The sequence below is a fragment of the Bacillus sp. 11C genome, from assembly GCF_055486375.1.
This window is the reverse complement of sequence record NZ_JBUPVZ010000004.1, coordinates 277,595-299,450: the sequence shown is the minus strand read 5'-3', so window position 1 is coordinate 299,450 and position 21,856 is coordinate 277,595. Positions and strand designations below refer to the sequence as shown.

Below are 21,856 nucleotides of genomic sequence, written 5' to 3'. Positions count from 1 at the left end.
AACCTTTTAATGAAAGTCCAGAGAGGCTTGGAAGGGTTATAAAGAGAAGGAAGCTTCAATGCTGCCCTCTATTTAACCATACCCCGAGTCTATCTTAGACCGGGGTTTTTCAGCCTTAAAGTTGAAATGAGAGGGGAAAAAACATGAAGCATTTAACGACGATGAGTGAACTCAGCACTGAGGAAATCAAAGATATGCTTCAAACAGCACGCGACCTCAAAAGCGGAAACACAGACAATGGGCTTGCGGGGAAATTTGCAGCGAACCTGTTTTTTGAACCGAGCACGAGGACGCGGTTCAGCTTTGAAGTCGCGGAAAAAAAGCTGGGCATGAATGTCCTGAATCTTGATGGAACAAGCACAAGCGTGCAAAAAGGCGAAACCCTATATGACACCATCCGGACGCTCGAATCAATCGGTGTAGACGTGTGCGTCATCAGGCACAGTGAGGATGAGTACTATAAAGAGCTTGTCAGCCAGGTGAATATCCCGATTCTGAATGCGGGTGACGGATGCGGCCAGCATCCGACACAATCACTGCTTGATGTCATGACGATTTATGAAGAGTTCAATACGTTCAAAGGGCTTACCGTCTCCATTCACGGCGATATTAAGCACAGCAGAGTGGCAAGGTCAAATGCGGAAGTTTTGACAAGACTGGGTGCCCGCGTCCTGTTTTCCGGTCCTTCGGAATGGCAGGATGAAGAAAACACATTCGGTACGTTTGCTTCAATGGATGAAGCAGTTGAATCTTCCGATGTCGTGATGCTGCTGCGCATTCAAAATGAAAGACATCAGTCCGCTGTCAGCCAGAAAGGTTATTTAAACAAATACGGCTTGACAGTAGAACGGGCTGAGCGTATGAAGCAGCATGCGATCATTATGCATCCGGCTCCGGTAAACAGAGGAGTGGAGATTGATGACAGCTTAGTAGAAAGTAATAAATCAAGAATATTCAAGCAAATGCAAAATGGTGTATTTATCAGAATGGCAGTGATACAGCGTGCCTTACAAACCAATGTGAAAAGAGGAGAAGCAGCGTATGTCATATCTCATTAAAAACGGCTGGATACTTAACGAAAATGGTGAAAAAACAGAAGCGGATATTCGAGTGACAGGAGAAATCATCTCCGAAATCGGAAAGCTTGATGCAGCGGATAAAGAAACGGTAATTGATGCAAAAGGATTGCTCGTTTCACCTGGGTTTGTTGATCTCCACGTACACTTCAGAGAGCCAGGCGGTGAGAAGAAAGAAACCATTGAAACCGGCGCAAAAGCAGCGGCGCGCGGCGGTTATACAACTGTGGCGGCAATGCCGAATACGCGGCCGGTTCCTGATACGAAGGAGCAGATGGAATGGGTGCAAAACAGAATTAAAGAAACCTCATGCGTGAGAGTTCTTCCATATGCGTCCATTACGATCAGACAAATCGGTGATGAGATGACAAACTTTGAAGCTTTAAAAGAAGCCGGAGCATTTGCTTTTACAGATGACGGCGTCGGTATACAGACAGCAGGAATGATGTATGAAGCGATGAAGCGGGCAGCCGCAATTGACAAAGCGATTGTTGCACATTGCGAAGACAACTCCTTAATTTACGGAGGAAGTGTGCATGAGGGGACATTCTCAAAAGCAAACGGGCTCAACGGCATTCCTTCTGTGTGTGAATCGGTTCATATTGCCCGCGATGTATTGCTGGCTGAGGCGGCAGGCTGCCATTACCATGTATGCCATATCAGCACAAAAGAGTCTGTCAGGGTCGTACGTGATGCGAAAAAAGCAGGAATCAGAGTGACGGCAGAAGTGTCACCACACCATTTGCTGCTTTGTGATGAGAACATTCCGGGGCTGGACACAAATTATAAAATGAATCCTCCGCTCCGCAGCGCAGAAGACAGAGCTGCTTTAATCGAAGGTCTATTAGACGGAACGATTGATTTTATCGCAACAGACCATGCGCCGCATACAGAAGAAGAGAAAAATACAGAAATGAAGCTTGCGCCATTCGGAATTGTCGGCTTAGAAACAGCGTTCCCGCTTCTATACACACACTTTGTCAAAAATGGCAGCTGGTCGCTGAAACAGCTGATTGACTATATGACAATTAAACCATGCGAAGCGTTCGGTCTCCCATACGGAATATTACAAACGGGGCAAGTTGCTGATATTACGTTAATTGATTTGGAAAAAGAAGCAGTGATAGACAAAGAGACATTTTTGTCAAAAGGAAAAAATACACCATTCAACGGCATCAGCTGCACCGGCTGGCCAGTCGCTACAATTGCGGCGGGGATGCTTGCTTATGAAGAAGGGAGACTTGTCAAATGAAGAGACGATTAGTACTGGAAAACGGGGCGGTATTCGAGGGAAAAGCCTTCGGAAGCTTAGAAAACAGCATGGGAGAAGTCGTTTTTAACACTGGGATGACAGGCTATCAGGAAATTTTATCTGATCCTTCTTACTGCGGGCAGATCGTAACATTAACGTATCCGCTTATCGGAAATTACGGTATTAACCGTGATGATTTTGAATCCATTACCCCTTTTGTAAAAGGGTTGGTCGTCAAAGAATTATGTGAACTGCCTTCCAACTGGCGTTCAGCATACACCTTAGACGAATATTTAAAAATGAAAAACATTCCCGGACTGCAGGGAATTGATACAAGAAAGCTAACAAGAATGATCCGCACGGCAGGCGCGCTAAAAGGAACATTCGCTTCACCTGATGAAGATATCGAAGCAGTGCTGAAAAGGCTTGATGAAACTGAACTGCCGAGAAATCAAGTATCTCAAGTATCAGCCAAAACAGCATATCCGAGCCCGGGAAGAGGCAAACGCATTGTCTTGGTTGACTTCGGCATGAAGCACGGGATTCTAAGAGAGCTGAACAAACGGAAATGTGACGTCATCGTTGTACCTTACAACATTACAGCGGAAGAAGTGCTTCAGCTGAAACCGGACGGCATCATGCTTTCTAACGGACCTGGAGATCCGAAAGATGTGCCTGAAGCGATTGAAATGATCAAAGGTATTCTTGGTAAAGTGCCATTATTCGGAATATGTCTCGGCCACCAATTATTCGCGCTGGCGTGCGGAGCGAATACTGAAAAAATGAAATTCGGCCACAGGGGTTCAAACCACCCGGTAAAAGAGCTGGCAACCGGAAAAGTCGCCTTAACATCTCAAAACCATGGCTATACAGTGTCATCCATCAGCGAAACAGAACTTGAAGTGACACATATCGCAATTAACGACGATACGATTGAAGGGCTGAAGCATAAAACACAGCCGGCATTTACGGTTCAATATCATCCCGAAGCTTCACCTGGTCCTGAGGATGCCAACCATCTATTTGACAGATTCATCGAAATGATCGACACAACAGAGAAAGAAGGGGAAGCGGTATGCCAAAACGCGTAGACATTAACAAAATTTTAGTAATCGGGTCTGGACCGATCATCATCGGCCAAGCAGCAGAATTTGATTATGCGGGAACGCAAGCCTGCCTTGCTTTGAAAGAAGAAGGCTATGAAGTCATTCTTGTCAACTCAAACCCCGCCACAATCATGACAGATACTGAAATGGCTGACCGGGTTTACATCGAACCGCTCACTCCTGAATTCCTGACGCGAATCATCAGAAAAGAGCGCCCGGATGCCATTCTTCCTACTCTCGGCGGCCAAACCGGTTTGAATCTTGCCGTTGAGCTTTCTGAAAGAGGCGTGCTGGAAGAGTGCGGCGTCGAAGTGCTTGGCACGAAGCTGTCTGCGATTCAGCAGGCTGAAGACCGCGACTTGTTCAGGACACTAATGAATGAACTGAATGAACCGGTGCCTGAAAGTGAAATCATCCACTCCCTGGAAGAAGCAGAAACCTTCGTCAGCCAAATTGGATTCCCTGTCATTGTCCGCCCGGCATATACATTAGGCGGAACAGGGGGAGGCATCTGCTCGAATGAAACCGAGCTGAAGGAGATTGTTGAGAACGGCTTAAAATTAAGCCCGGTGCACCAATGTCTGCTTGAAAAAAGCATCGCCGGCTATAAAGAAATCGAGTATGAAGTCATGAGAGACAGTCAGGACCACGCCATTGTCGTTTGTAATATGGAGAACATTGATCCAGTCGGAATCCACACTGGAGACAGCATTGTTGTCGCGCCGAGCCAAACGCTCAGCGACCGCGAATATCAGCTCTTGCGGAATGTATCATTAAAACTGATCCGCGCGCTTGGAATTGAAGGCGGATGTAACGTCCAGCTCGCTTTAGATCCAGACAGCTTCCAATACTACATTATTGAAGTAAACCCGCGTGTCAGCCGTTCATCTGCCCTTGCATCAAAAGCGACAGGATATCCGATTGCAAAGCTCGCTGCTAAAATTGCAGTCGGCCTTTCATTAGATGAAATGATGAACCCAGTGACAGGAAAAACATATGCAGCATTTGAACCAGCTCTTGACTATGTCGTATCCAAAATTCCGCGCTGGCCGTTTGATAAGTTTGAATCAGCAAACAGAAAGCTCGGCACGCAAATGAAAGCGACAGGAGAGGTCATGGCGATCGGCCGCACGCTTGAAGAGTCATTACTGAAGGCTGTGCGTTCACTGGAAGCGGATGTGTATCACTTGGAATTGAAAGACGCTGCCGACATTTCAGATGAGCTTCTTGAAAAACGAATTAAAAAGGCCGGTGATGAACGCTTATTCTACTTAGCTGAAGCGTATAGAAGAGGCTACACGGTAGAAGCCCTCCATGAATTTTCCGCTATCGATGTCTTCTTCTTGCATAAGCTTTTGGGAATCGTAAAGTTTGAAAAAGAACTGAAGGCAAATGTGGGCGATACGGATGTGCTGAGACGGGCAAAAGAACTCGGATTCTCTGATAAGTACATCAGCCGTGAGTGGAAAATGAAAGAATCGGAGCTTTACAGCTTGAGAAAACAAGCGGCAATTGCGCCCGTATTCAAAATGGTAGATACGTGCGCGGCGGAGTTTGAATCGGAAACGCCATACTTCTACAGCACATATGAAGAAGAAAATGAGTCAGTCGTTACGGATAAGAAAAGTGTGATCGTGCTTGGTTCCGGTCCGATCCGAATCGGTCAGGGGGTTGAGTTCGATTACGCCACTGTTCATTCTGTGTGGGCAATCAAACAGGCAGGCTACGAAGCCATTATTGTCAATAACAACCCGGAAACCGTTTCAACAGATTTCAGTATCTCGGACAAGCTGTACTTTGAGCCGCTTACGATTGAAGATGTGATGCACATCATTGACCTCGAACAGCCAATGGGCGTTGTCGTACAGTTTGGCGGACAAACTGCCATTAACCTAGCTGATGAGCTTTCTGCACGCGGAGTGAAAATCCTTGGGACTTCATTAGAGGATTTAGACCGTGCGGAAGACCGGGATAAATTTGAACAAGCGCTTGGAGCACTTGGTGTTCCGCAGCCGCTTGGCAAAACAGCGACATCAGTTGATCAGGCGGTAAGCATCGCGAGTGACATCGGCTATCCGGTACTGGTGCGCCCGTCCTATGTACTTGGCGGCCGGGCGATGGAGATTGTGTATCATGAGGAAGAACTGCTTCATTACATGAAAAACGCAGTCAAAATCAATCCGCAGCACCCAGTATTAATTGACAGATATTTAACAGGGAAAGAAATTGAAGTGGATGCAGTATCTGACGGTGAAACAGTTGTAATCCCGGGAATTATGGAGCACATTGAACGGGCGGGCGTTCACTCCGGAGACTCAATCGCTGTTTATCCGCCTCAGTCACTCACAGAAGACATTAAGAAAAAAATTGAACAATATACGATCGCACTTGCTAAAGGGCTGAACATTGTCGGTTTGCTCAACATTCAATTCGTACTGTCACAAGGCGAAGTGTACGTGCTCGAAGTGAATCCGAGATCAAGCAGAACCGTACCGTTCTTAAGCAAAATTACGGGTATCCCAATGGCGAACCTAGCCACAAAAGTCATTCTCGGGCAAAAGCTGGCAGCGTTTGGCTATACAGAGGGCCTTCAGCCTGAACAGCAGGGTGTATTTGTAAAAGCGCCGGTCTTCTCCTTCGCTAAGTTGAGAAGAGTGGACATTACGTTAGGGCCTGAAATGAAATCAACTGGTGAGGTCATGGGGAAAGATTCAACCCTTGAAAAGGCGCTCTATAAAGCCTTGATCGCTTCAGGCATCCAAATCCCTAACTACGGTTCCGTGCTTTTAACAGTGGCTGATAAGGACAAAGAAGAAGGGCTTGCCATCGCTAAGCGGTTCCATGCGATCGGCTACAACATTTTAGCGACGGAAGGAACGGCAGGTTACCTGAAAGAAGCTTCTATTCCTGCGAAGGTGGTCGGGAAAATCGGCCAGGACAGCCCGAACTTGCTTGACGTGATCAGAAACGGAGAAGCGCAGTTTGTCATCAATACGCTGACAAAAGGAAAGCAGCCGGCAAGAGACGGATTTAGAATCAGACGTGAATCAGTAGAAAACGGTGTTGCCTGCTTAACATCTTTAGATACGGCAGAAGCGATATTGCGAGTGCTGGAAAGCATGACCTTCCGTGCTGATCAAATGCCGGCAGTTAACACAAATCAGGAGGCGGCAGTCACTATATGAAAAAAGCGTATTTGACAGTATGTTCTAACCAGCAAATTGCGGACCGGGTGTATCAAATGGTTTTGAAAGGGGAGCTTGTCCAAGGGTTTACAACCCCGGGACAGTTCCTTCATCTTAAAGTGAGCGAAGCGGTTACGCCTCTTTTGCGGAGACCAATCAGCATCGCCGACGTCAACTTTGAAAAAAATGAAGTCACCATCATTTATCGAGTAGATGGGGAAGGAACAAGACTCTTGTCGCTAAAGCAGCAGGGAGAGCTTGTGGATGTCCTCGGGCCTTTGGGAAATGGCTTTCCTGTCAATGAAGTCAAACCCGGAAAGACGGCTTTGCTGGTGGGAGGCGGTGTTGGTGTGCCCCCTCTCCAAGAGCTGTCGAAACGCTTGAACGAAAAAGGGGTCAAAGTCATACACGTTTTAGGATTCCAATCGGCAAAGGATGTTTTTTACGAAGAAGCGTGCCGGCAGTACGGAGACACGTATGTGGCAACAGCTGACGGAAGCTATGGGGAAACCGGATTTGTCACAGATGTGATAAAACAGAAAAACCTAGAGTTTGACATCCTTCTCAGCTGCGGGCCGACACCGATGCTGAAGGCGTTAAAACAGGAATATGCCCATAAAGAAGTTTACCTGTCGATGGAGGAACGAATGGGCTGCGGAATCGGCGCATGCTTCGCGTGTGTGTGCCATACAAACGAAAGTGAGACATCCTACGTAAAAGTATGTCTCGACGGGCCTGTATTTAAAGCTCAGGAGGTGGCGCTGTAATGCTAGAGGTGAAATTGCCTGGACTAGATTTGAAAAATCCGATCATTCCTGCATCAGGCTGCTTCGGTTTTGGAAAAGAGTTTGCGCGTTTTTATGATTTATCTTGTCTCGGAGCCATCATGATCAAAGCTACGACGAAGGAGCCTCGCTTCGGGAACCCGACGCCTAGAGTAGCTGAGACTGGCGCTGGAATGCTCAATGCGATCGGTCTGCAAAACCCGGGGCTGGAAAGCGTCTTGCAAAATGAGCTGCCGTGGCTTGAGCAGTTTGCAACACCGATCATTGCCAATGTCGCAGGTTCTCAGATCGAGGATTATGTAGAAGTCGCAGAGCATATCAGTAAAGCGCCCAACGTTCATGCACTTGAATTGAACATTTCCTGCCCGAATGTGAAAACAGGCGGAATCGCTTTTGGCACGAACCCTAAAATGGCTGCTGATTTGACGAAAGCGGTTAAAGAGGTTTCAGATGTACCCGTTTATGTGAAGCTTTCCCCGAACGTGGCAAATATCACAGAAATTGCATCAGCGATCGAGGAGGCGGGAGCGGACGGTCTTACGATGATCAACACATTAATCGGGATGAGACTCGATTTAAAATCAGGAAAGCCGATATTAGCGAATAAAACAGGGGGGCTTTCTGGTCCTGCTGTGAGGCCGGTTGCTATTCGCATGGTGTATGAAGTCAGCCAGGCGGTCAACATCCCGATTATCGGAATGGGAGGCGTGCAGACGGCCGAAGATGCACTGGAATTTCTTCTTGCGGGAGCAAGCGCGGTCGCTGTCGGAACAGTAAACTTTGTAAATCCTTTTGCATGCCCAGATATTATAGACCAGCTCCCAGCTGTTTTGCGCCAATACGGCTATCAATCAATTGAAGAATGCATCGGAAGGAGCTGGAACCATGAAAAACAACCTGCCCATCATCGCGCTTGATTTTGCAACAGCTGAAGAAACACTTGCATTCTTAGCGCCTTTTCAGCAAGGACCGTTATTTGTAAAGGTTGGGATGGAGCTTTTTTATCAAGAAGGGCCATCTATCGTCAAACAACTAAAAGAAAGAAATTGCGAGCTGTTTTTAGATTTAAAGCTTCATGACATCCCGACCACTGTAAACAAAGCGATGAAGCGCCTTGCCGGTCTCGGAGTAGACCTCGTCAATGTTCATGCGGCAGGAGGCAAAAAAATGATGCAAGCAGCTCTGGAAGGCTTAGAAGAAGGGACGCCGGCCGGACAAAAACGCCCGTCCCTTATCGCGGTAACCCAGCTGACAAGCACATCTGAACAACTCATGAAAGATGAACTGCTGATCGAAAAACCTCTGATCGACACGGTCGTCCACTACAGCAAACTGGCGGAAGAAAGCGGGCTGGATGGAGTGGTCTGCTCTGTTCATGAAGCAAAAGCCATTTACGAAGCGGTATCGCCTTCATTTCTGACTGTTACTCCGGGGATCAGGCTGTCAGAGGACGCTGCGAATGACCAAATCCGCGTAGCGACACCTGCAATTGCAAGAGAGAAAGGTTCATCAGCGATTGTGGTGGGACGCTCGATTACAAAAGCGAAAGACCCGGTAAAAGCCTATGAAGCTGTCAGACTCGAATGGGAGGGGATCAAATCATGAAACAAGTCATCGCAAAACATCTATTAAACATCCAAGCTGTATTTTTACGCCCGAACGAGCCATTTACATGGGCTAGCGGCATTTTATCGCCCATCTACTGTGACAATCGCCTTACGCTATCATTCCCGGAGGTCAGAAATGATGTCGCTTCAGGCATCAGCAAGCTTGTCGAAGAGCATTTTCCTGAAGCTGAAATGATTGCGGGAACAGCAACAGCCGGTATTCCTCATGCTGCTCTGGCGGCTGACCGTTTGAATCTTCCGATGTGTTATGTGAGAAGCAAGCCGAAAACGCACGGAAAAGGCAATCAGATTGAGGGAACTGTTCAAAAAAGCCAAAAAACGGTTTTGATCGAAGACTTAATTTCCACAGGAGGCAGTGTGCTTGAAGCTGCGGCGGCTTTACAAGCGGCAGGCTGTGAAGTGCTTGGTGTCGTCTCAATCTTTACGTACGGACTGCCTAAAGCGCAGGAAGCGTTTGCGAAGGCAGAACTGCCATACTACTCTTTAACTGATTATGATACGCTCACACAGGTCGCGCTTGAAAACGGAAATATTCATTCAGACGATTTAGAAAAGCTGAAAACGTGGAAACAAAATCCCGAGTCAAAAGATTGGTTTAAAAAATAACAAATAAATTTTGGTGATGTACAAGGGCTCCAAAGCCTTTCTGTACTTGAAAACAGGCCTTGCAGCCTGTTTTTTTATTAATCCTATAAAAAAAGTCGGGTTGACTTATGTTAGAATTGTGCTAAAATTTACTACAAATCTAAAAACTTATCAAGAGCGGCTGAGGGACTGGACCTATGAAGCCCGGCAACCTGCACAGTTTGTAAGGTGCTACTTCCAGCAAAATGAATTCCATTTTGAAAGATAAGGGCTACATGCTGTTCCTGTCTTTCTTTCCGCCGGATTGAAAGTTTTTTATTTTAAGAGGAAAAAAGGCTGACTGCGATAACCGCAGCCGCGCAATACAATTGGTAAAAGACAACCAGCAGAAAGCTACTGTTGTCTCCGAAAGGAGGAAAGAAGAAATGTTAACGTACGATAATTGGGAAGAACCAACGATTACATTTCCGGAAGACGATCCTTATAAAGGAGCGCTGTCAGTTTTAAAGTGGGCATACGGCCATTACGGCAATCAGCTTGTTTATGCATGCAGTTTCGGAATTGAAGGAATCGTTTTGATTGACTTAATTTATAAAGTGAAAAAAGACGCAGAGATTGTGTTTCTTGATACAGGGCTTCATTTTAAAGAAACATATGAAACGATTGAACGAGTGAAAGAGCGTTATCCTGGTCTTCATATCATCCTGAAAAAACCAGACCTTACCCTTGAACAGCAAGCCGGTGAATATGGTGACAAACTGTGGGAAAGAGAACCGAATCAATGCTGCTATCTCAGAAAGATCGTTCCTTTAAGAGAGGCGCTTTCGGGACATCCGGCTTGGCTTTCCGGTCTGCGCCGCGATCAAGGGCCAAGCCGTGCCCATACGAATTTCTTAAACAAAGATGAAAAATTCAAATCAGTAAAAGTATGCCCGCTTATCCATTGGACTTGGAAAGACATTTGGAGATACACATCCCGGAATGAGCTGGACTACAATCCGCTTCATGACCAAGGTTATCCAAGTATTGGCTGCGCGCCTTGTACGGCTCCTGCTTTTACCGCAGAGGATTTACGCTCAGGCAGATGGAATGGCATGGCGAAAACAGAATGCGGACTGCATGAATAAGGAGCTGCAAAATGGAACTAGCCGCTATTTTATTTAGCTTGTTTTTCGCGATGAATATTGGTGCAAGCGGCGCTGCAGCTTCGATGGGAGTTGCTTACGGCTCTGGAGCCATCAGAAAGAAAACCTACGCTTTGATCCTATGCGCAGTCGGTGTGCTAGCTGGGGCGGTCATTGGCGGGGGGGAGGTTGTAAAAACCATCAGTTCCGGAATTATCCCCGAGCAGACGATTACACTGACGATTGTTTGCATTATTATTGGAGCCGCTGCGCTGTCGCTCTTTACGGCTAATCTGCTCGGCATTCCTTTGTCGACAAGTGAAGTAACAGTCGGTGCTGTTGTCGGCGTGGGAGTCGCTTACAAAGTATTGTTTGTGAACAGCCTTCTGGTCATTGTGTCGTTTTGGGTTTTTGTCCCGCTGTTCGCTTTCGGCTTCACCTATTTCGTATTTAAGCTGTTTCGTTATTTTAAGATTGAAATTAAATCTTCTAAAAAGCAAAAATTCCTTGGCATTGCATTGTTAGGTGCCGGATTTTTCGAAGCGTTCTCTGCCGGCATGAACAACGTGGCGAATGCCGTTGGCCCGTTAGTGGCGGCCGGTGTGCTGGATGTCGCGAAAGGAACTTTGTACGGAGGAGCGTTTGTTGCTCTTGGCGCGCTGTTATTAGGCCGGCGTGTGTTAGAAACAAACGGGAAGAAAATTACGAGATTCTCAAAAGGAGAAGGCATTCTCTTATCCGGTACGGGAGCGGGACTGGTGATCATCAGTTCGGTATTTGGGATGCCGGTGCCTTTGGCGCAAGTCACTTCATCGTCTATTATCGGAATAGGCATGGCAAAAAACGGTCCGAATGTGTTCCATAAACAAGTTGTTCAAACGATGCTGAAGGTATGGATTGTATCGCCGTTTTTATCTTTATCGATTTCTTATATGCTTGTATCCTTGTTTTTAAAAGCGGATTATTATTCAATCTTTATTATGGTAAGCGTGCTCTTAGCGACGGTCGGTGCCGTCAGCCTGATGAAGGCCATACGTAAAGAGAGACGCTCTGTCCACGAACAAGGCGGGGGAATCTGATCATTAATCTGAGTTTTTTTATATGTTAACTAGGAGGAAAAAGATATTATGAGTTTAGCACCTCACGGAGGAACATTAGTAAACAGAGTAGATGAATCATTTGATGTAAGCAGCATTCAAAAAGAAATTGAACTTGATTTAATTTCTTTTGCCGATTTAGAGTTGATTGGAATCGGCGGCTACAGCCCGATCGAAGGCTTCTTTAATGAAAAGGACTACGTATCTGTTGTGGAAAACATGCGTCTTTCTTCCGGTGTTGTCTGGTCTCTGCCGATCACGCTCCCGGTAGGCGCGCAAAAAGCAGCTGAACTGTCAGTCGGTGAAACGGTAAAGTTAACGTATGAAGGAGACACATACGGCGTTATCCAAATTGAAGACCTGTACGTGCCAGACAAACAAAAAGAAGCGGTCAATGTGTACAAAACCGATGATCAGGAACACCCGGGTGTTAAAAAGCTGTTCAGCCGCGGCGATACATATGTCGGCGGACCGATCACATTGATTAAAAAAGCTTCAAAACAGTTCCCTGAATTTACGTTTGAACCGGCAGAAACAAGACGCCAGTTTGCGGAAAATGGCTGGGAAACAATTGTCGGTTTCCAAACAAGAAATCCTGTTCACAGAGCACATGAATACATTCAAAAAACGGCTCTTGAAACAGTAGACGGTTTGTTCTTAAACCCGCTGGTAGGTGAAACAAAATCTGATGACATCCCAGCTGATGTGCGGATGGAAAGCTACCAAGTGCTTCTTGACAATTATTATCCGAAAGACCGTGTGTTCCTCGGCGTCTTCTTAGCGGCGATGCGTTATGCAGGACCGAGAGAAGCGATTTTCCACGCGCTTGTCAGAAAGAACTACGGCTGCACGCATTTCATCGTCGGCCGCGATCACGCGGGTGTAGGTGACTATTACGGAACATACGAAGCACAGGAGCTGTTTGACACATTTAAACCTGAAGAGCTCGGGATTACACCGCTGAAATTCGAGCACAGCTTCTTCTGTGAAAAATGCGGGAATATGGGAACCGCGAAAACTTGCCCTCACGGCAGAGAGCATCACGTGATTTTATCAGGCACTAAGGTAAGAGGCATGCTGAGAGACGGTGTGCTGCCGCCTGCTGAATTCAGCCGCGCAGAAGTCGTAGAAGTGTTAATCAAAGGGATGAAGAAAAAAGAAGAAGCAGGCGTATTTTAAGGAGGACTGGCAGTGACAAATCGCGATATCGTATGGCATGAAGCCTCTATTACAAAAGAAGAGTACCAGCAAAAAAACAAGCATAAAAGCTCTATTCTCTGGCTGACAGGGTTAAGCGGTTCAGGCAAATCAACCATTGCCAATGCCGCTGCGAGAGAATTGTTTGAGCTGGGCTACCAAGTCATTGTGCTGGACGGGGATAATATCCGTCACGGCTTAAATAAGGATCTTGGTTTTTCAGATGAAGACCGTAAAGAAAACATCCGCCGAATCGGAGAGGTGGCAAAGTTGTTTGTTCAGCAGGGCACCATTGTGATCACTGCTTTTATCTCTCCTTTCCGCGAGGACAGAGAACAGGTTCGCCAGCTTGTAGAAGCAGGCGAATTCAATGAGGTATACGTTAAATGCGACCTCGATATTTGTGAACAAAGGGATCCGAAAGGGCTCTACAAAAAAGCAAGAAACGGGGAAATTCCCTTCTTCACAGGAATTGATTCTCCTTATGAAGAGCCGGAAGCACCGGAGCTTGTTCTTGATTCAGGAAAGCATGACCGTGAAGCGTGTAAAAACCAGCTGATCGAGTTTGTCAAAAAAAATTGAGCTAGTATGATCTGCTGTGTTCTTCTCAGATGCCGGAATGCAAGCGAGAACAACATTACAGCAAATGTTCTGGAAGAACTCGATAGATCGGGGGAAATACGATGGGGAAAGTATATATTGTAGGAGCGGGTCCCGGAGACCCTGATCTGCTGACAATTAAAGCGCTGAAAGCCATTGAAAAAGCTGATGTCATCTTATATGACAGATTAGTAAATAAAGAGATTTTACAATATGCCAAAGAGCAAGCAGACCTGATCTACTGCGGGAAGCTTCCAGATTTTCATACGATGAAGCAAGAAACCATCAATCGATTTCTTGTGAAGTATGCGCAAAAAGGAAAAACCGTTGTCAGACTGAAAGGCGGAGACCCTTTTGTGTTCGGCAGAGGGGGAGAAGAAGCGGAATGCCTCTCAGAAAACGGGATTCCGTTTGAAATCATCCCCGGCATTACGTCAGGAATTGCGGCAGCTGCCTATGCCGGGATTCCTGTTACTCATCGTGATGCGGGCTCTAACGTCGCTTTTGTAACGGGTCATTATAAAAAAGAAGAGGATTTTGAGGAAAAGTGGAAAGCGCTGGCCACAGGAATTGATACACTTGTTATCTATATGGGTATCAAAAACATACAGCAGATTGAAAGAAAGCTCCTTGAAAACGGCCGGGACGGATCTACGCCGGCAGCCTTTATTCACTGGGGAACAACGGACAAGCAAAAAACTGTTTTTTGTACAGTTGATACCCTTTCAGAAACGGTGATAAAAGAGGACATTAAAAATCCGAGTTTAATTGTCGTTGGAAATGTTGTAAATTATCACTATAAGCTGGAATGGTTTGAGTCTGAACTGAAAAAACAAGATTTAAGCGAGGCGTTGTAAAAATGAAACAAGCAATTTTATATGTCGGCCACGGCAGCCGGGTGAAAAAGGCGCAGCAAGAAGCCGCGGCCTTTTTGGAAGGATGCAAGGCGCACGTCTCTGCGCCTGTACAGGAAATCAGCTTTTTAGAGCTTCAGGAGCCGACAATTGAGACAGGGTTTGAAGCATGTGTGAAACAAGGCGCCACTCATATCGCAGTGGTGCCTCTGCTTCTTTTAACAGCTGCGCATGCAAAACATGATATTCCGGAAGAAATTGCGCGTGCCGCATCTCGGTATCCTTCGGTCCGCGTTTCATACGGAAGGCCGATCGGGATTGACGAAGAAGTAGTCAAAGCCGTATACCACCGAATGAAAGACATAGGTGTTCCGTATGAAAATGCCAGAGTCGTGCTCATCGGGAGGGGAAGTTCAGACCCCGAAGTCAAAAGAGATGTAACCGGTATTGCCAATCTTCTTCAAAATATGATTCCGGTCAAGGAGGTCATCCCGTGCTTTTTGACAGCATGCGGCCCGAATTACAAAGAGATTTTTTCAGAACTTAAAGAAGATGACGGCATAACAACCTTTATCGTTCCCTATTTGCTTTTTACGGGCATGCTGATGAATGAAATCGAACGAGAGGTTCAGGAATTAAAGGCTGTTAATCCGAATGTTTACCTCTCCTTCTATATCGGTTTCCACCCTCACGTGAAAAACGCATTTTTGAATCGTGTGAGAGAAACCGCTGCAAACCCTGAAGGACAATTTGATTTTGACGGAGGTTCATATGCTCCCGCTGCACATTAGCCTGGAGAAGAAAAAGGTTGTCATTGCGGGAGGCGGCGGCATCGCTCTCAGAAGACTGAAAACGGTGCTCTCAGAGGGAGCTGATATTACGCTTGTCAGTCCGGATGTTGAACCGGAAATCAAGCAGATGGCAGACAATCGCCGCATCAGATGGGTCAGCCGTACGATTGAAAAAGAAGATTATCTCGATGCGTTTTTGATTATTGCCGCAACGGATAATGCGGCAGTCAACAAAGAGATTGCTCAAACCGCTTCGCCTTTTCAGCTTGTCAATTGTGTCAGTGATGCTGAGCTTGGCAATGTGTACATACCGAAAATCGTAAAAAGAGGGCATGTTACGGTATCTGTTTCTACAAACGGAGCCAGCCCAAAGCACACAAAGGAGCTGGCTGAAAAAGTGGATGAGCTGGTTGACGGCGGTTTTGTCGCTGAAGTTGACAGACTTTATCAGACGAGAAGAAAGAAATAAGCCAGAGCATACAAATGCTCTGACTTCAGATTGTTGACAAAACCCTAAAACAGTTTTCGTTTTAGGGTTTTGTCGATTTTTCAGCGTGATTGAAAACCCTTGAAGTCTAGAAAGGGCGAGCATCTAAGCAGACTTTCACAGGATGTGATGACGGCGGTGTTTAGGCAGGACGCCTAAGCATTTAGCCGCCGTTCCTTTCGGAATTCGTGAGCACCGACGCGCAGGCCTGACAACGAATGCATTGTCGACACGCTGGCCAGAGCATACAAATGCTCTGGCTTTTCTTTATCCATGCGGTTCAGCTTTTTTTCAGCTTGATGACAGTATCAGCATCAGGTGTAACAAAGACGGTATGCTGGCTATCATAGGTGACGAAGCCGGGCTTCGCGCCGTTCGGTTTTTTAACATGCCTGATTTTTGTATAGTCTACAGGCACTGAACTTGAATCTTTAGCTTTTGAAAAATAAGCAGCAATCGTCGCGGCTTCCATGATTGTTTGCTCATCCGGCTCGCTGCTTCTGATCACAACGTGGGAGCCTGGAATATCCTTCGTGTGAAGCCAAATATCGTCTCTGGCTGCGGCTCTTGTCGTTAAATACTCATTTTGGCGGTTGTTTTTACCAACTAAAATTGTCAGGCCCGAAGAGGATTCATATGTTTCCAAAACCGGGTTGTGCGGTTTTTGTTTTTTCTGTCCTTTTTGCTGCTTAGGGCGTAAATATTTGCCTTCTACAAGCTCCTCCCTGATTTCGCTAATATCTCGAGGAGAAGCGGATGAAAGCTGCTGAATCAGCTGATCAAAGTATTCAATCTCTTCCTGTGCCAGCCTGATTTGCTCCTCGACAACTGCGACCGAATTTTTTGCTTTCTGATACTTCGTGAAGTAGGCCTGTGCGTTTTCAGAAGGCGATTTGTTAGGATTTAAAGGAATCGTGATTGTCGGACTTTTTTCATCGTAATAATTAATGACCTCAGCCTGTTTATCACCTTTTTTCAGCCTATATAAATGAGCAGTTAAAAGCTCCCCGTATAGCTGAAATTCCTTCGCGTTTTCCGAATACTCCAGTGTTTTTTCTAATTTTTTGATTTTGTTGGCATTTTTCTTCCGTTCATTGACAACAAACCGTTCAAGGTCCTGTGCCTGCTGTTTAACGCGGTCTCGTTCAGCTTTTCCGAAATAAAAACGGTCGAGCAGCTCGCTTAATGAATCAAACCGGCGCGCTTCACCTTTTAAATGAGTCAGCTCCAGCAGATAAAAATATTCCTTTCCATTTACAGTCGTAATGTTTGGAATGAATCGGTGTTCTTTTACTTTCGCAAACAGCTCCAGCAGCGCTTTTGGCAGTGTGACTTTGTTGGCCAGGCCCGCTCTGTGGACCGTTTCTTTGGCAAAGAGCGGAGACACACCTGAAAAGTGGTCGACAATTTGTTTATCAAGCCGACCTTCTTGAAAACTGAGATAACGCAAAATGTGATCTTCTGTCGCCTCGAACGGCGAGATTTTGTCCTGGGCCGGCGGAAGCTTATAATCGTGGCCGGGCAGTACTGTACGGTAGCTGTTCATTGACGGAGATAAATGCTTAAGTCCGTCGATGATCAGATTTTCAGTTCCATCTGTCAAAATGATATTGCTGTGGCGTCCCATAATTTCCACATAAAGCTTCCGAACTGTTTCATCGCCTATTTCGTTCCGGCTTTTAATATGAAAAATCATAATGCGGTCTAAGCCCGCTTGTTCAATTTTTTCAATAAATCCGCCTTCGATATGCTTTCTCAGCAGCATGCAAAACATTGGCGGTTCGCTTGGGTTTTCATAAGCTTGCGTCGTGATGTGCACCCGTGAATAGCTCGGGTGTGCCGATAATAATAGTTTTTGGTTTTTTCCATTCGCGCGAATGTGAAAAATCACATCATGCTTATATGGCTGATGGACTTTCGTAATTCGCCCGCCCATGATTTTCTCGTTAAGTTCGTGTGTCATTCCGTATGTAAACATGCCATCAAACGACATATGCAATACACCCTCTCATTCTTCCTGCATTCGATAATTATAGCATGAAATGGGACGAGTCAGAATAAGCATGCTTATAGAGTGATATCTCTATAAGAGCAGGGGAGTGGACGAGCGGAATGAAGTTTCATGAAATGGGGCAAACAGATTTACTAGAGGCAACCAATACGTCCATGAAACAAGGATTAACAGAAAAAGAGGTGAAAAAACGCCTCGACAAGCATGGGCCAAACGAGCTAGCAGAAGGGAAAAAAACATCAGCGCTTCTCTTGTTTTTCGCGCAGTTCAAAGATTTTATGGTGCTTGTGCTTCTGGCGGCAACGTTAATCTCAGGATTTCTTGGTGAATACGTAGACGCGGTTGCGATTATTGCGATTGTGTTTGTGAATGGCATACTCGGTTTCTTTCAAGAAAGGCGTGCTGAGCAATCTCTTCAGGCTTTAAAAGAGCTTTCAACACCACATGTCATGGCGCTCAGGGGAGGAAGCTGGATAAAGATTCCTTCTAAAGAACTTGTGCCGGGGGATATTGTGAAATTTACGAGCGGTGACAGAATTGGCGCGGACGTTCGAATTGTTGAAGCGAAAAGCCTTGAAATAGAAGAATCAGCGCTGACCGGGGAATCAATCCCGGTTGTGAAGCATGCCGACAAATTGAAAAAACCGGATGTTTCGCTCGGTGATATTACGAATATGGCATTTATGGGAACGATTGTGACCCGCGGCAGCGGTATCGGGGTCGTCGTCGGAACAGGAATGAATACGGCAATGGGGAAAATTGCCGATATGCTTGAATCGGCAGGGACACTGTCAACACCGCTGCAAAGACGACTGGAGCAGCTCGGGAAGATTTTAATTGTTGTTGCGTTGCTGCTGACGGTACTTGTCGTTGCTGTCGGTGTCATTCAGGGCCATGATCTGTACAGTATGTTTTTAGCGGGTGTGTCGCTGGCTGTAGCTGCTATTCCGGAGGGGCTCCCGGCGATTGTGACAGTGGCGCTGTCACTTGGCGTACAGCGGATGATTAAGCAAAAATCAATCGTAAGAAAGCTCCCTGCGGTTGAAACGCTTGGCTGTGCATCTATCATTTGTTCAGATAAAACAGGGACAATGACGCAAAACAAAATGACGGTGACACATGTCTGGTCCGGAGGAAAAACATGGAGAGTAACAGGGGCCGGCTATGAACCGAATGGAAGCTTCACACTGAACGAAAAAGAGATCAGTGTCAATGAGCATATGCCGCTTCAGCAGATGCTGCTGTTCGGAGCGCTTTGTAACAACTCCAATATTGAGAAAAGAGACGGCGTATATGTGCTTGACGGAGATCCGACAGAGGGGGCGCTGCTTACCGCGGCGAGAAAAGGCGGTTTTTCTAAGGAGTTTGTTGAATCTCATTATCGGGTGATTGAAGAGTTTCCGTTTGATTCTGTACGAAAAATGATGACTGTCATTGTAGAGGATCAGGACAGAAAGCGGTATATCATTACAAAAGGTGCACCGGATGTGCTGATGCAGCGTTCTTCCCGTATTTATTATGACGGCTCAGCGGCTCTTTTCTCTAATGAGAGAAAAGCAGAAACAGAGTCGGTATTAAGACATTTGGCATCCCAGGCGCTCAGAACGATAGCAGTTGCCTACAAGCCGATTAAAGCAGGTGAAACACCGTCTATGGAGCAGGCGGAAAAAGATTTGACGATGCTCGGCCTTTCAGGCATTATTGATCCGCCGCGGCCGGAAGTCAGACAGGCGATTAAAGAATGCCGTGAAGCGGGAATCAAAACCGTCATGATTACAGGCGATCATCTGGAGACCGCTAAAGCGATAGCGAAAGACTTGCGCCTCCTTCCGAAAAGCGGCAAAATCATGGACGGCCAGATGCTGAATGAACTTTCTCAAGAAGAGCTTTCTCATGTGGTGGAGGATGTGTATGTATTTGCACGCGTTTCTCCTGAGCATAAACTGAAAATCGTGAAAGCTTACCAGGAAAACGGGCATATTGTGGCGATGACGGGAGACGGCGTCAATGACGCCCCTGCCATTAAACAAGCTGACATCGGAGTTGCTATGGGTATTACCGGGACAGATGTGGCCAAAGAAGCGTCATCCCTCGTTCTCGCGGATGATAATTTTGCGACGATCAAGTCAGCGATAAAAGAGGGCAGAAACATCTATGAGAATATTAGAAAGTTCATCAGATACCTGTTGGCTTCTAACGTCGGAGAAATCCTTGTCATGCTGTTTGCGATGCTGCTTGCCCTTCCTTTGCCGCTCGTGCCGATTCAGATTTTGTGGGTCAACTTGGTGACGGACGGATTGCCGGCAATGGCGCTCGGCATGGATCAGCCGGAAGGAGACGTGATGAAGCGGAAGCCTCGTCATCCGAAAGAAGGGGTATTTGCCCGCAAGCTTGGATGGAAGGTCGTCTCCAGAGGATTTTTAATCGGAGCTGCCACTATTTTAGCGTTTATCATTGTATATCACCGGAATCCGGAGAATTTGGCTTACGCCCAGACGATCGCGTTTGCAACATTGGTGCTGGCTCAGCTGATTCACGTTTTTGACTGTCGCAGCGAGACCTCTGTTTTTTCCAGAAATCCGTTTGAAAACCTGTACTTAATCGGCGCGGTATTGTCATCCATGTTGCTGATGCTTGTCGTCATCTACTATCCGCCGCTTCAGCCGATTTTTCATACGGTAGCCATCACACCGGGAGACTGGATGCTCGTCATCGGCATGTCCGCCATTCCTACTTTTTTGCTGGCTGGGTCACTTTTGACAAGAAAAAAATAAATTCATATGATATAATCTTAGGGGTAATAGCATGTCTATTGCCCTTTTATTATAGAACAGGGAAGAATTGGGTGTTTTAAAATGATACGAAGTATGACAGGCTTCGGCAGTGCAAGCAAAACACAAGATGATCTCTCTGTAAGCGTTGAACTTAAATCTGTGAACTATAGATTTAAAGAAGTGAACGCTCGTTTGCCAAGGCCTTTGCTATATTTTGAAGATAAACTGAAACAGACCATTCTGCAGCATATCCAGCGCGGAAGAATTGAACTTTTTGTGTCCGTTGACAGCGATATGCTTGTTGAGAAAAGGCTTGAAATTGATTGGCCGCTGCTCGATGAATATGTCGCAGCCGCGGGAGATATGAAGAAGCGGTATCAATTGGCTGCAGAGCCTGAAGTAATGGATTTCTTTAAGCTTGACCATGTCGTCCAGATTCATGAAGAACAGACGCAAAATGACAAGCTGGAGGCGTTAATCACCGCTGCTGCAGAGGAAGCGGTAAAAGGGCTCTGTGAAATGCGTGAAAAAGAGGGATTGCTTTTAGCAAAAGACTGCCTGATGCATATTGATCAGCTTGAAGAGCTGGTGAATGAAACTGAATTGCTGGCAGCCGATGTCGTATCTCGCTATCGGGAACGGCTGTACGCCAGAATAAAAGAATGGACTGAAGACGTGTTAGACGAGAGCCGGCTTGTAACAGAATGCGCTATTTTTGCAGACCGATCTGATATCTCTGAAGAGATTACCAGGCTGAAGAGCCACTTCGCCCAATTTCGTGATATATTAGCTGGTGGAGGAGCTGTCGGGCGCAAACTCGATTTTCTCGTTCAGGAGCTGAACCGGGAAGCAAATACAATCGGCTCAAAAGCAAATGATCATCAGATCACAAAGCTTGTCGTCGAAATGAAAAGTTCTATTGAAAAAATAAAAGAACAAGTGCAAAATATAGAATAGTGACTGTGCGTATTGTTTACAGACGGTCTTACTAGGCTAAACTAGAGACGTCTACTTTACAGGGGGAACGTAGAAGATGACGATTAAACTGATTAATATCGGATTTGGCAATATTATCTCCGCCAATCGGATGATTTCGATTGTCAGCCCGGAGTCTGCGCCAATCAAACGGATGATCCAGGATGCAAGAGACCGCGGAATGCTAATTGACGCTACATACGGGCGAAGAACCCGTGCAGTTGTCGTTATGGATAGTGATCACATTATCTTATCTGCCGTCCAGCCTGAGACAGTTGCACACAGACTTTCTGTTAAAGAAGAAATTATGGATGAAGGGCAGGGATAGT

19 protein-coding genes and 1 riboswitch are annotated in these 21,856 nt (G+C 46.2%); of the genes, 18 read left to right on the top strand and 1 reads right to left on the bottom strand.

Annotated features, from left to right (window positions below; all coding sequences use genetic code 11):
• The first annotated feature begins 143 nt into the window (after positions 1 to 143).
• From ACY3LV_RS08450 to sirC, 15 genes are all read left to right on the top strand, one after another.
• Complete coding sequence (locus ACY3LV_RS08450) at positions 144 to 1,058, top strand: aspartate carbamoyltransferase catalytic subunit (protein WP_464863627.1); 915 nt, start codon at positions 144 to 146, stop codon at positions 1,056 to 1,058.
• Positions 1,042 to 2,328: a dihydroorotase gene (locus tag ACY3LV_RS08445; RefSeq protein WP_148961871.1), complete on the top strand. Its 1,287-nt coding sequence runs from the start codon at positions 1,042 to 1,044 to the stop codon at positions 2,326 to 2,328. The genes ACY3LV_RS08450 and ACY3LV_RS08445 overlap by 17 nt, the downstream gene beginning before the upstream one ends.
• Complete coding sequence (locus tag ACY3LV_RS08440; protein WP_148961870.1) at positions 2,325 to 3,419, top strand: carbamoyl phosphate synthase small subunit; 1,095 nt, start codon at positions 2,325 to 2,327, stop codon at positions 3,417 to 3,419. Before ACY3LV_RS08445 ends, ACY3LV_RS08440 begins: the two co-directional genes overlap by 4 nt.
• Positions 3,404 to 6,619, top strand: coding sequence for a carbamoyl-phosphate synthase (glutamine-hydrolyzing) large subunit (gene carB / locus ACY3LV_RS08435; RefSeq protein WP_464863626.1), 3,216 nt, complete (start codon positions 3,404 to 3,406; stop codon positions 6,617 to 6,619). The genes ACY3LV_RS08440 and carB overlap by 16 nt, the downstream gene beginning before the upstream one ends.
• On the top strand, positions 6,616 to 7,386 hold the full coding sequence (gene pyrK, locus ACY3LV_RS08430) for a dihydroorotate oxidase B electron transfer subunit (RefSeq protein WP_087992116.1): 771 nt from the start codon (positions 6,616 to 6,618) through the stop codon (positions 7,384 to 7,386). Before carB ends, pyrK begins: the two co-directional genes overlap by 4 nt.
• On the top strand, positions 7,386 to 8,321 hold the full coding sequence (locus tag ACY3LV_RS08425) for a dihydroorotate dehydrogenase (RefSeq protein ID WP_464863625.1): 936 nt from the start codon (positions 7,386 to 7,388) through the stop codon (positions 8,319 to 8,321). Before pyrK ends, ACY3LV_RS08425 begins: the two co-directional genes overlap by 1 nt.
• Positions 8,290 to 9,009 (top strand): orotidine-5'-phosphate decarboxylase, encoded by a 720-nt coding sequence (gene pyrF, locus ACY3LV_RS08420; protein WP_148961868.1) that lies wholly within the window; start codon positions 8,290 to 8,292, stop codon positions 9,007 to 9,009. The genes ACY3LV_RS08425 and pyrF overlap by 32 nt, the downstream gene beginning before the upstream one ends.
• Entirely contained in the window at positions 9,006 to 9,638 is a 633-nt protein-coding gene (gene pyrE / locus ACY3LV_RS08415; RefSeq protein ID WP_289628027.1) for an orotate phosphoribosyltransferase, read from the top strand. Before pyrF ends, pyrE begins: the two co-directional genes overlap by 4 nt.
• Before the next feature lie 144 nt (positions 9,639 to 9,782).
• Positions 9,783 to 9,888: riboswitch (SAM riboswitch) on the top strand.
• Between the two features lie 154 nt (positions 9,889 to 10,042).
• Positions 10,043 to 10,744, top strand: a complete 702-nt coding sequence (locus tag ACY3LV_RS08410) for a phosphoadenylyl-sulfate reductase (RefSeq protein ID WP_464863624.1) — start codon at positions 10,043 to 10,045, stop codon at positions 10,742 to 10,744.
• Positions 10,745 to 10,755: 11 nt separating this feature from the next.
• Positions 10,756 to 11,820: a sulfate permease gene (cysP, locus tag ACY3LV_RS08405; protein WP_087992111.1), complete on the top strand. Its 1,065-nt coding sequence runs from the start codon at positions 10,756 to 10,758 to the stop codon at positions 11,818 to 11,820.
• 48 nt (positions 11,821 to 11,868) lie between these two features.
• The gene (sat, locus tag ACY3LV_RS08400; protein ID WP_087992110.1) at positions 11,869 to 13,017 is read left to right on the top strand and encodes a sulfate adenylyltransferase; all 1,149 of its coding nucleotides are present in this window, start codon (positions 11,869 to 11,871) and stop codon (positions 13,015 to 13,017) included.
• 12 nt (positions 13,018 to 13,029) lie between these two features.
• Positions 13,030 to 13,617: an adenylyl-sulfate kinase gene (cysC, locus tag ACY3LV_RS08395; protein ID WP_464863623.1), complete on the top strand. Its 588-nt coding sequence runs from the start codon at positions 13,030 to 13,032 to the stop codon at positions 13,615 to 13,617.
• 101 nt (positions 13,618 to 13,718) lie between these two features.
• Complete coding sequence (gene cobA, locus ACY3LV_RS08390; protein ID WP_087992108.1) at positions 13,719 to 14,492, top strand: uroporphyrinogen-III C-methyltransferase; 774 nt, start codon at positions 13,719 to 13,721, stop codon at positions 14,490 to 14,492.
• A 2-nt stretch (positions 14,493 to 14,494) separates the two neighbouring features.
• A complete protein-coding gene (gene sirB, locus ACY3LV_RS08385) occupies positions 14,495 to 15,280 on the top strand; it encodes a sirohydrochlorin chelatase (RefSeq protein WP_464863622.1) in 786 nt (261 codons plus the stop codon).
• A complete protein-coding gene (gene sirC / locus ACY3LV_RS08380; RefSeq protein ID WP_148961941.1) occupies positions 15,261 to 15,749 on the top strand; it encodes a precorrin-2 dehydrogenase in 489 nt (162 codons plus the stop codon). The genes sirB and sirC overlap by 20 nt, the downstream gene beginning before the upstream one ends.
• A 298-nt stretch (positions 15,750 to 16,047) precedes the next feature.
• Here sirC and rqcH read toward each other — a convergent pair whose 3' ends face one another.
• Positions 16,048 to 17,760, bottom strand: a complete 1,713-nt coding sequence (gene rqcH / locus ACY3LV_RS08375; RefSeq protein WP_187441490.1) for a tRNA modification protein RqcH — start codon at positions 17,758 to 17,760, stop codon at positions 16,048 to 16,050.
• Between the two features lie 119 nt (positions 17,761 to 17,879).
• Between rqcH and ACY3LV_RS08370 the strand changes: the two genes are divergently transcribed.
• The 3 genes from ACY3LV_RS08370 to remA all read left to right on the top strand — a co-directional run bounded on the left by ACY3LV_RS08370 (position 17,880) and on the right by remA (position 21,855).
• Positions 17,880 to 20,552 (top strand): calcium-translocating P-type ATPase, SERCA-type, encoded by a 2,673-nt coding sequence (locus tag ACY3LV_RS08370; protein WP_464863621.1) that lies wholly within the window; start codon positions 17,880 to 17,882, stop codon positions 20,550 to 20,552.
• 81 nt (positions 20,553 to 20,633) lie between these two features.
• Positions 20,634 to 21,509 carry a YicC/YloC family endoribonuclease gene (locus ACY3LV_RS08365; RefSeq protein WP_148961860.1) on the top strand — a complete coding sequence of 292 codons (876 nt, stop codon included), beginning with the start codon at positions 20,634 to 20,636 and terminating at the stop codon, positions 21,507 to 21,509.
• A gap of 76 nt (positions 21,510 to 21,585) precedes the next feature.
• The gene (remA, locus tag ACY3LV_RS08360) at positions 21,586 to 21,855 is read left to right on the top strand and encodes an extracellular matrix/biofilm regulator RemA (protein WP_003154355.1); all 270 of its coding nucleotides are present in this window, start codon (positions 21,586 to 21,588) and stop codon (positions 21,853 to 21,855) included.
• The last annotated feature ends 1 nt before the right edge of the window (position 21,856 follow it).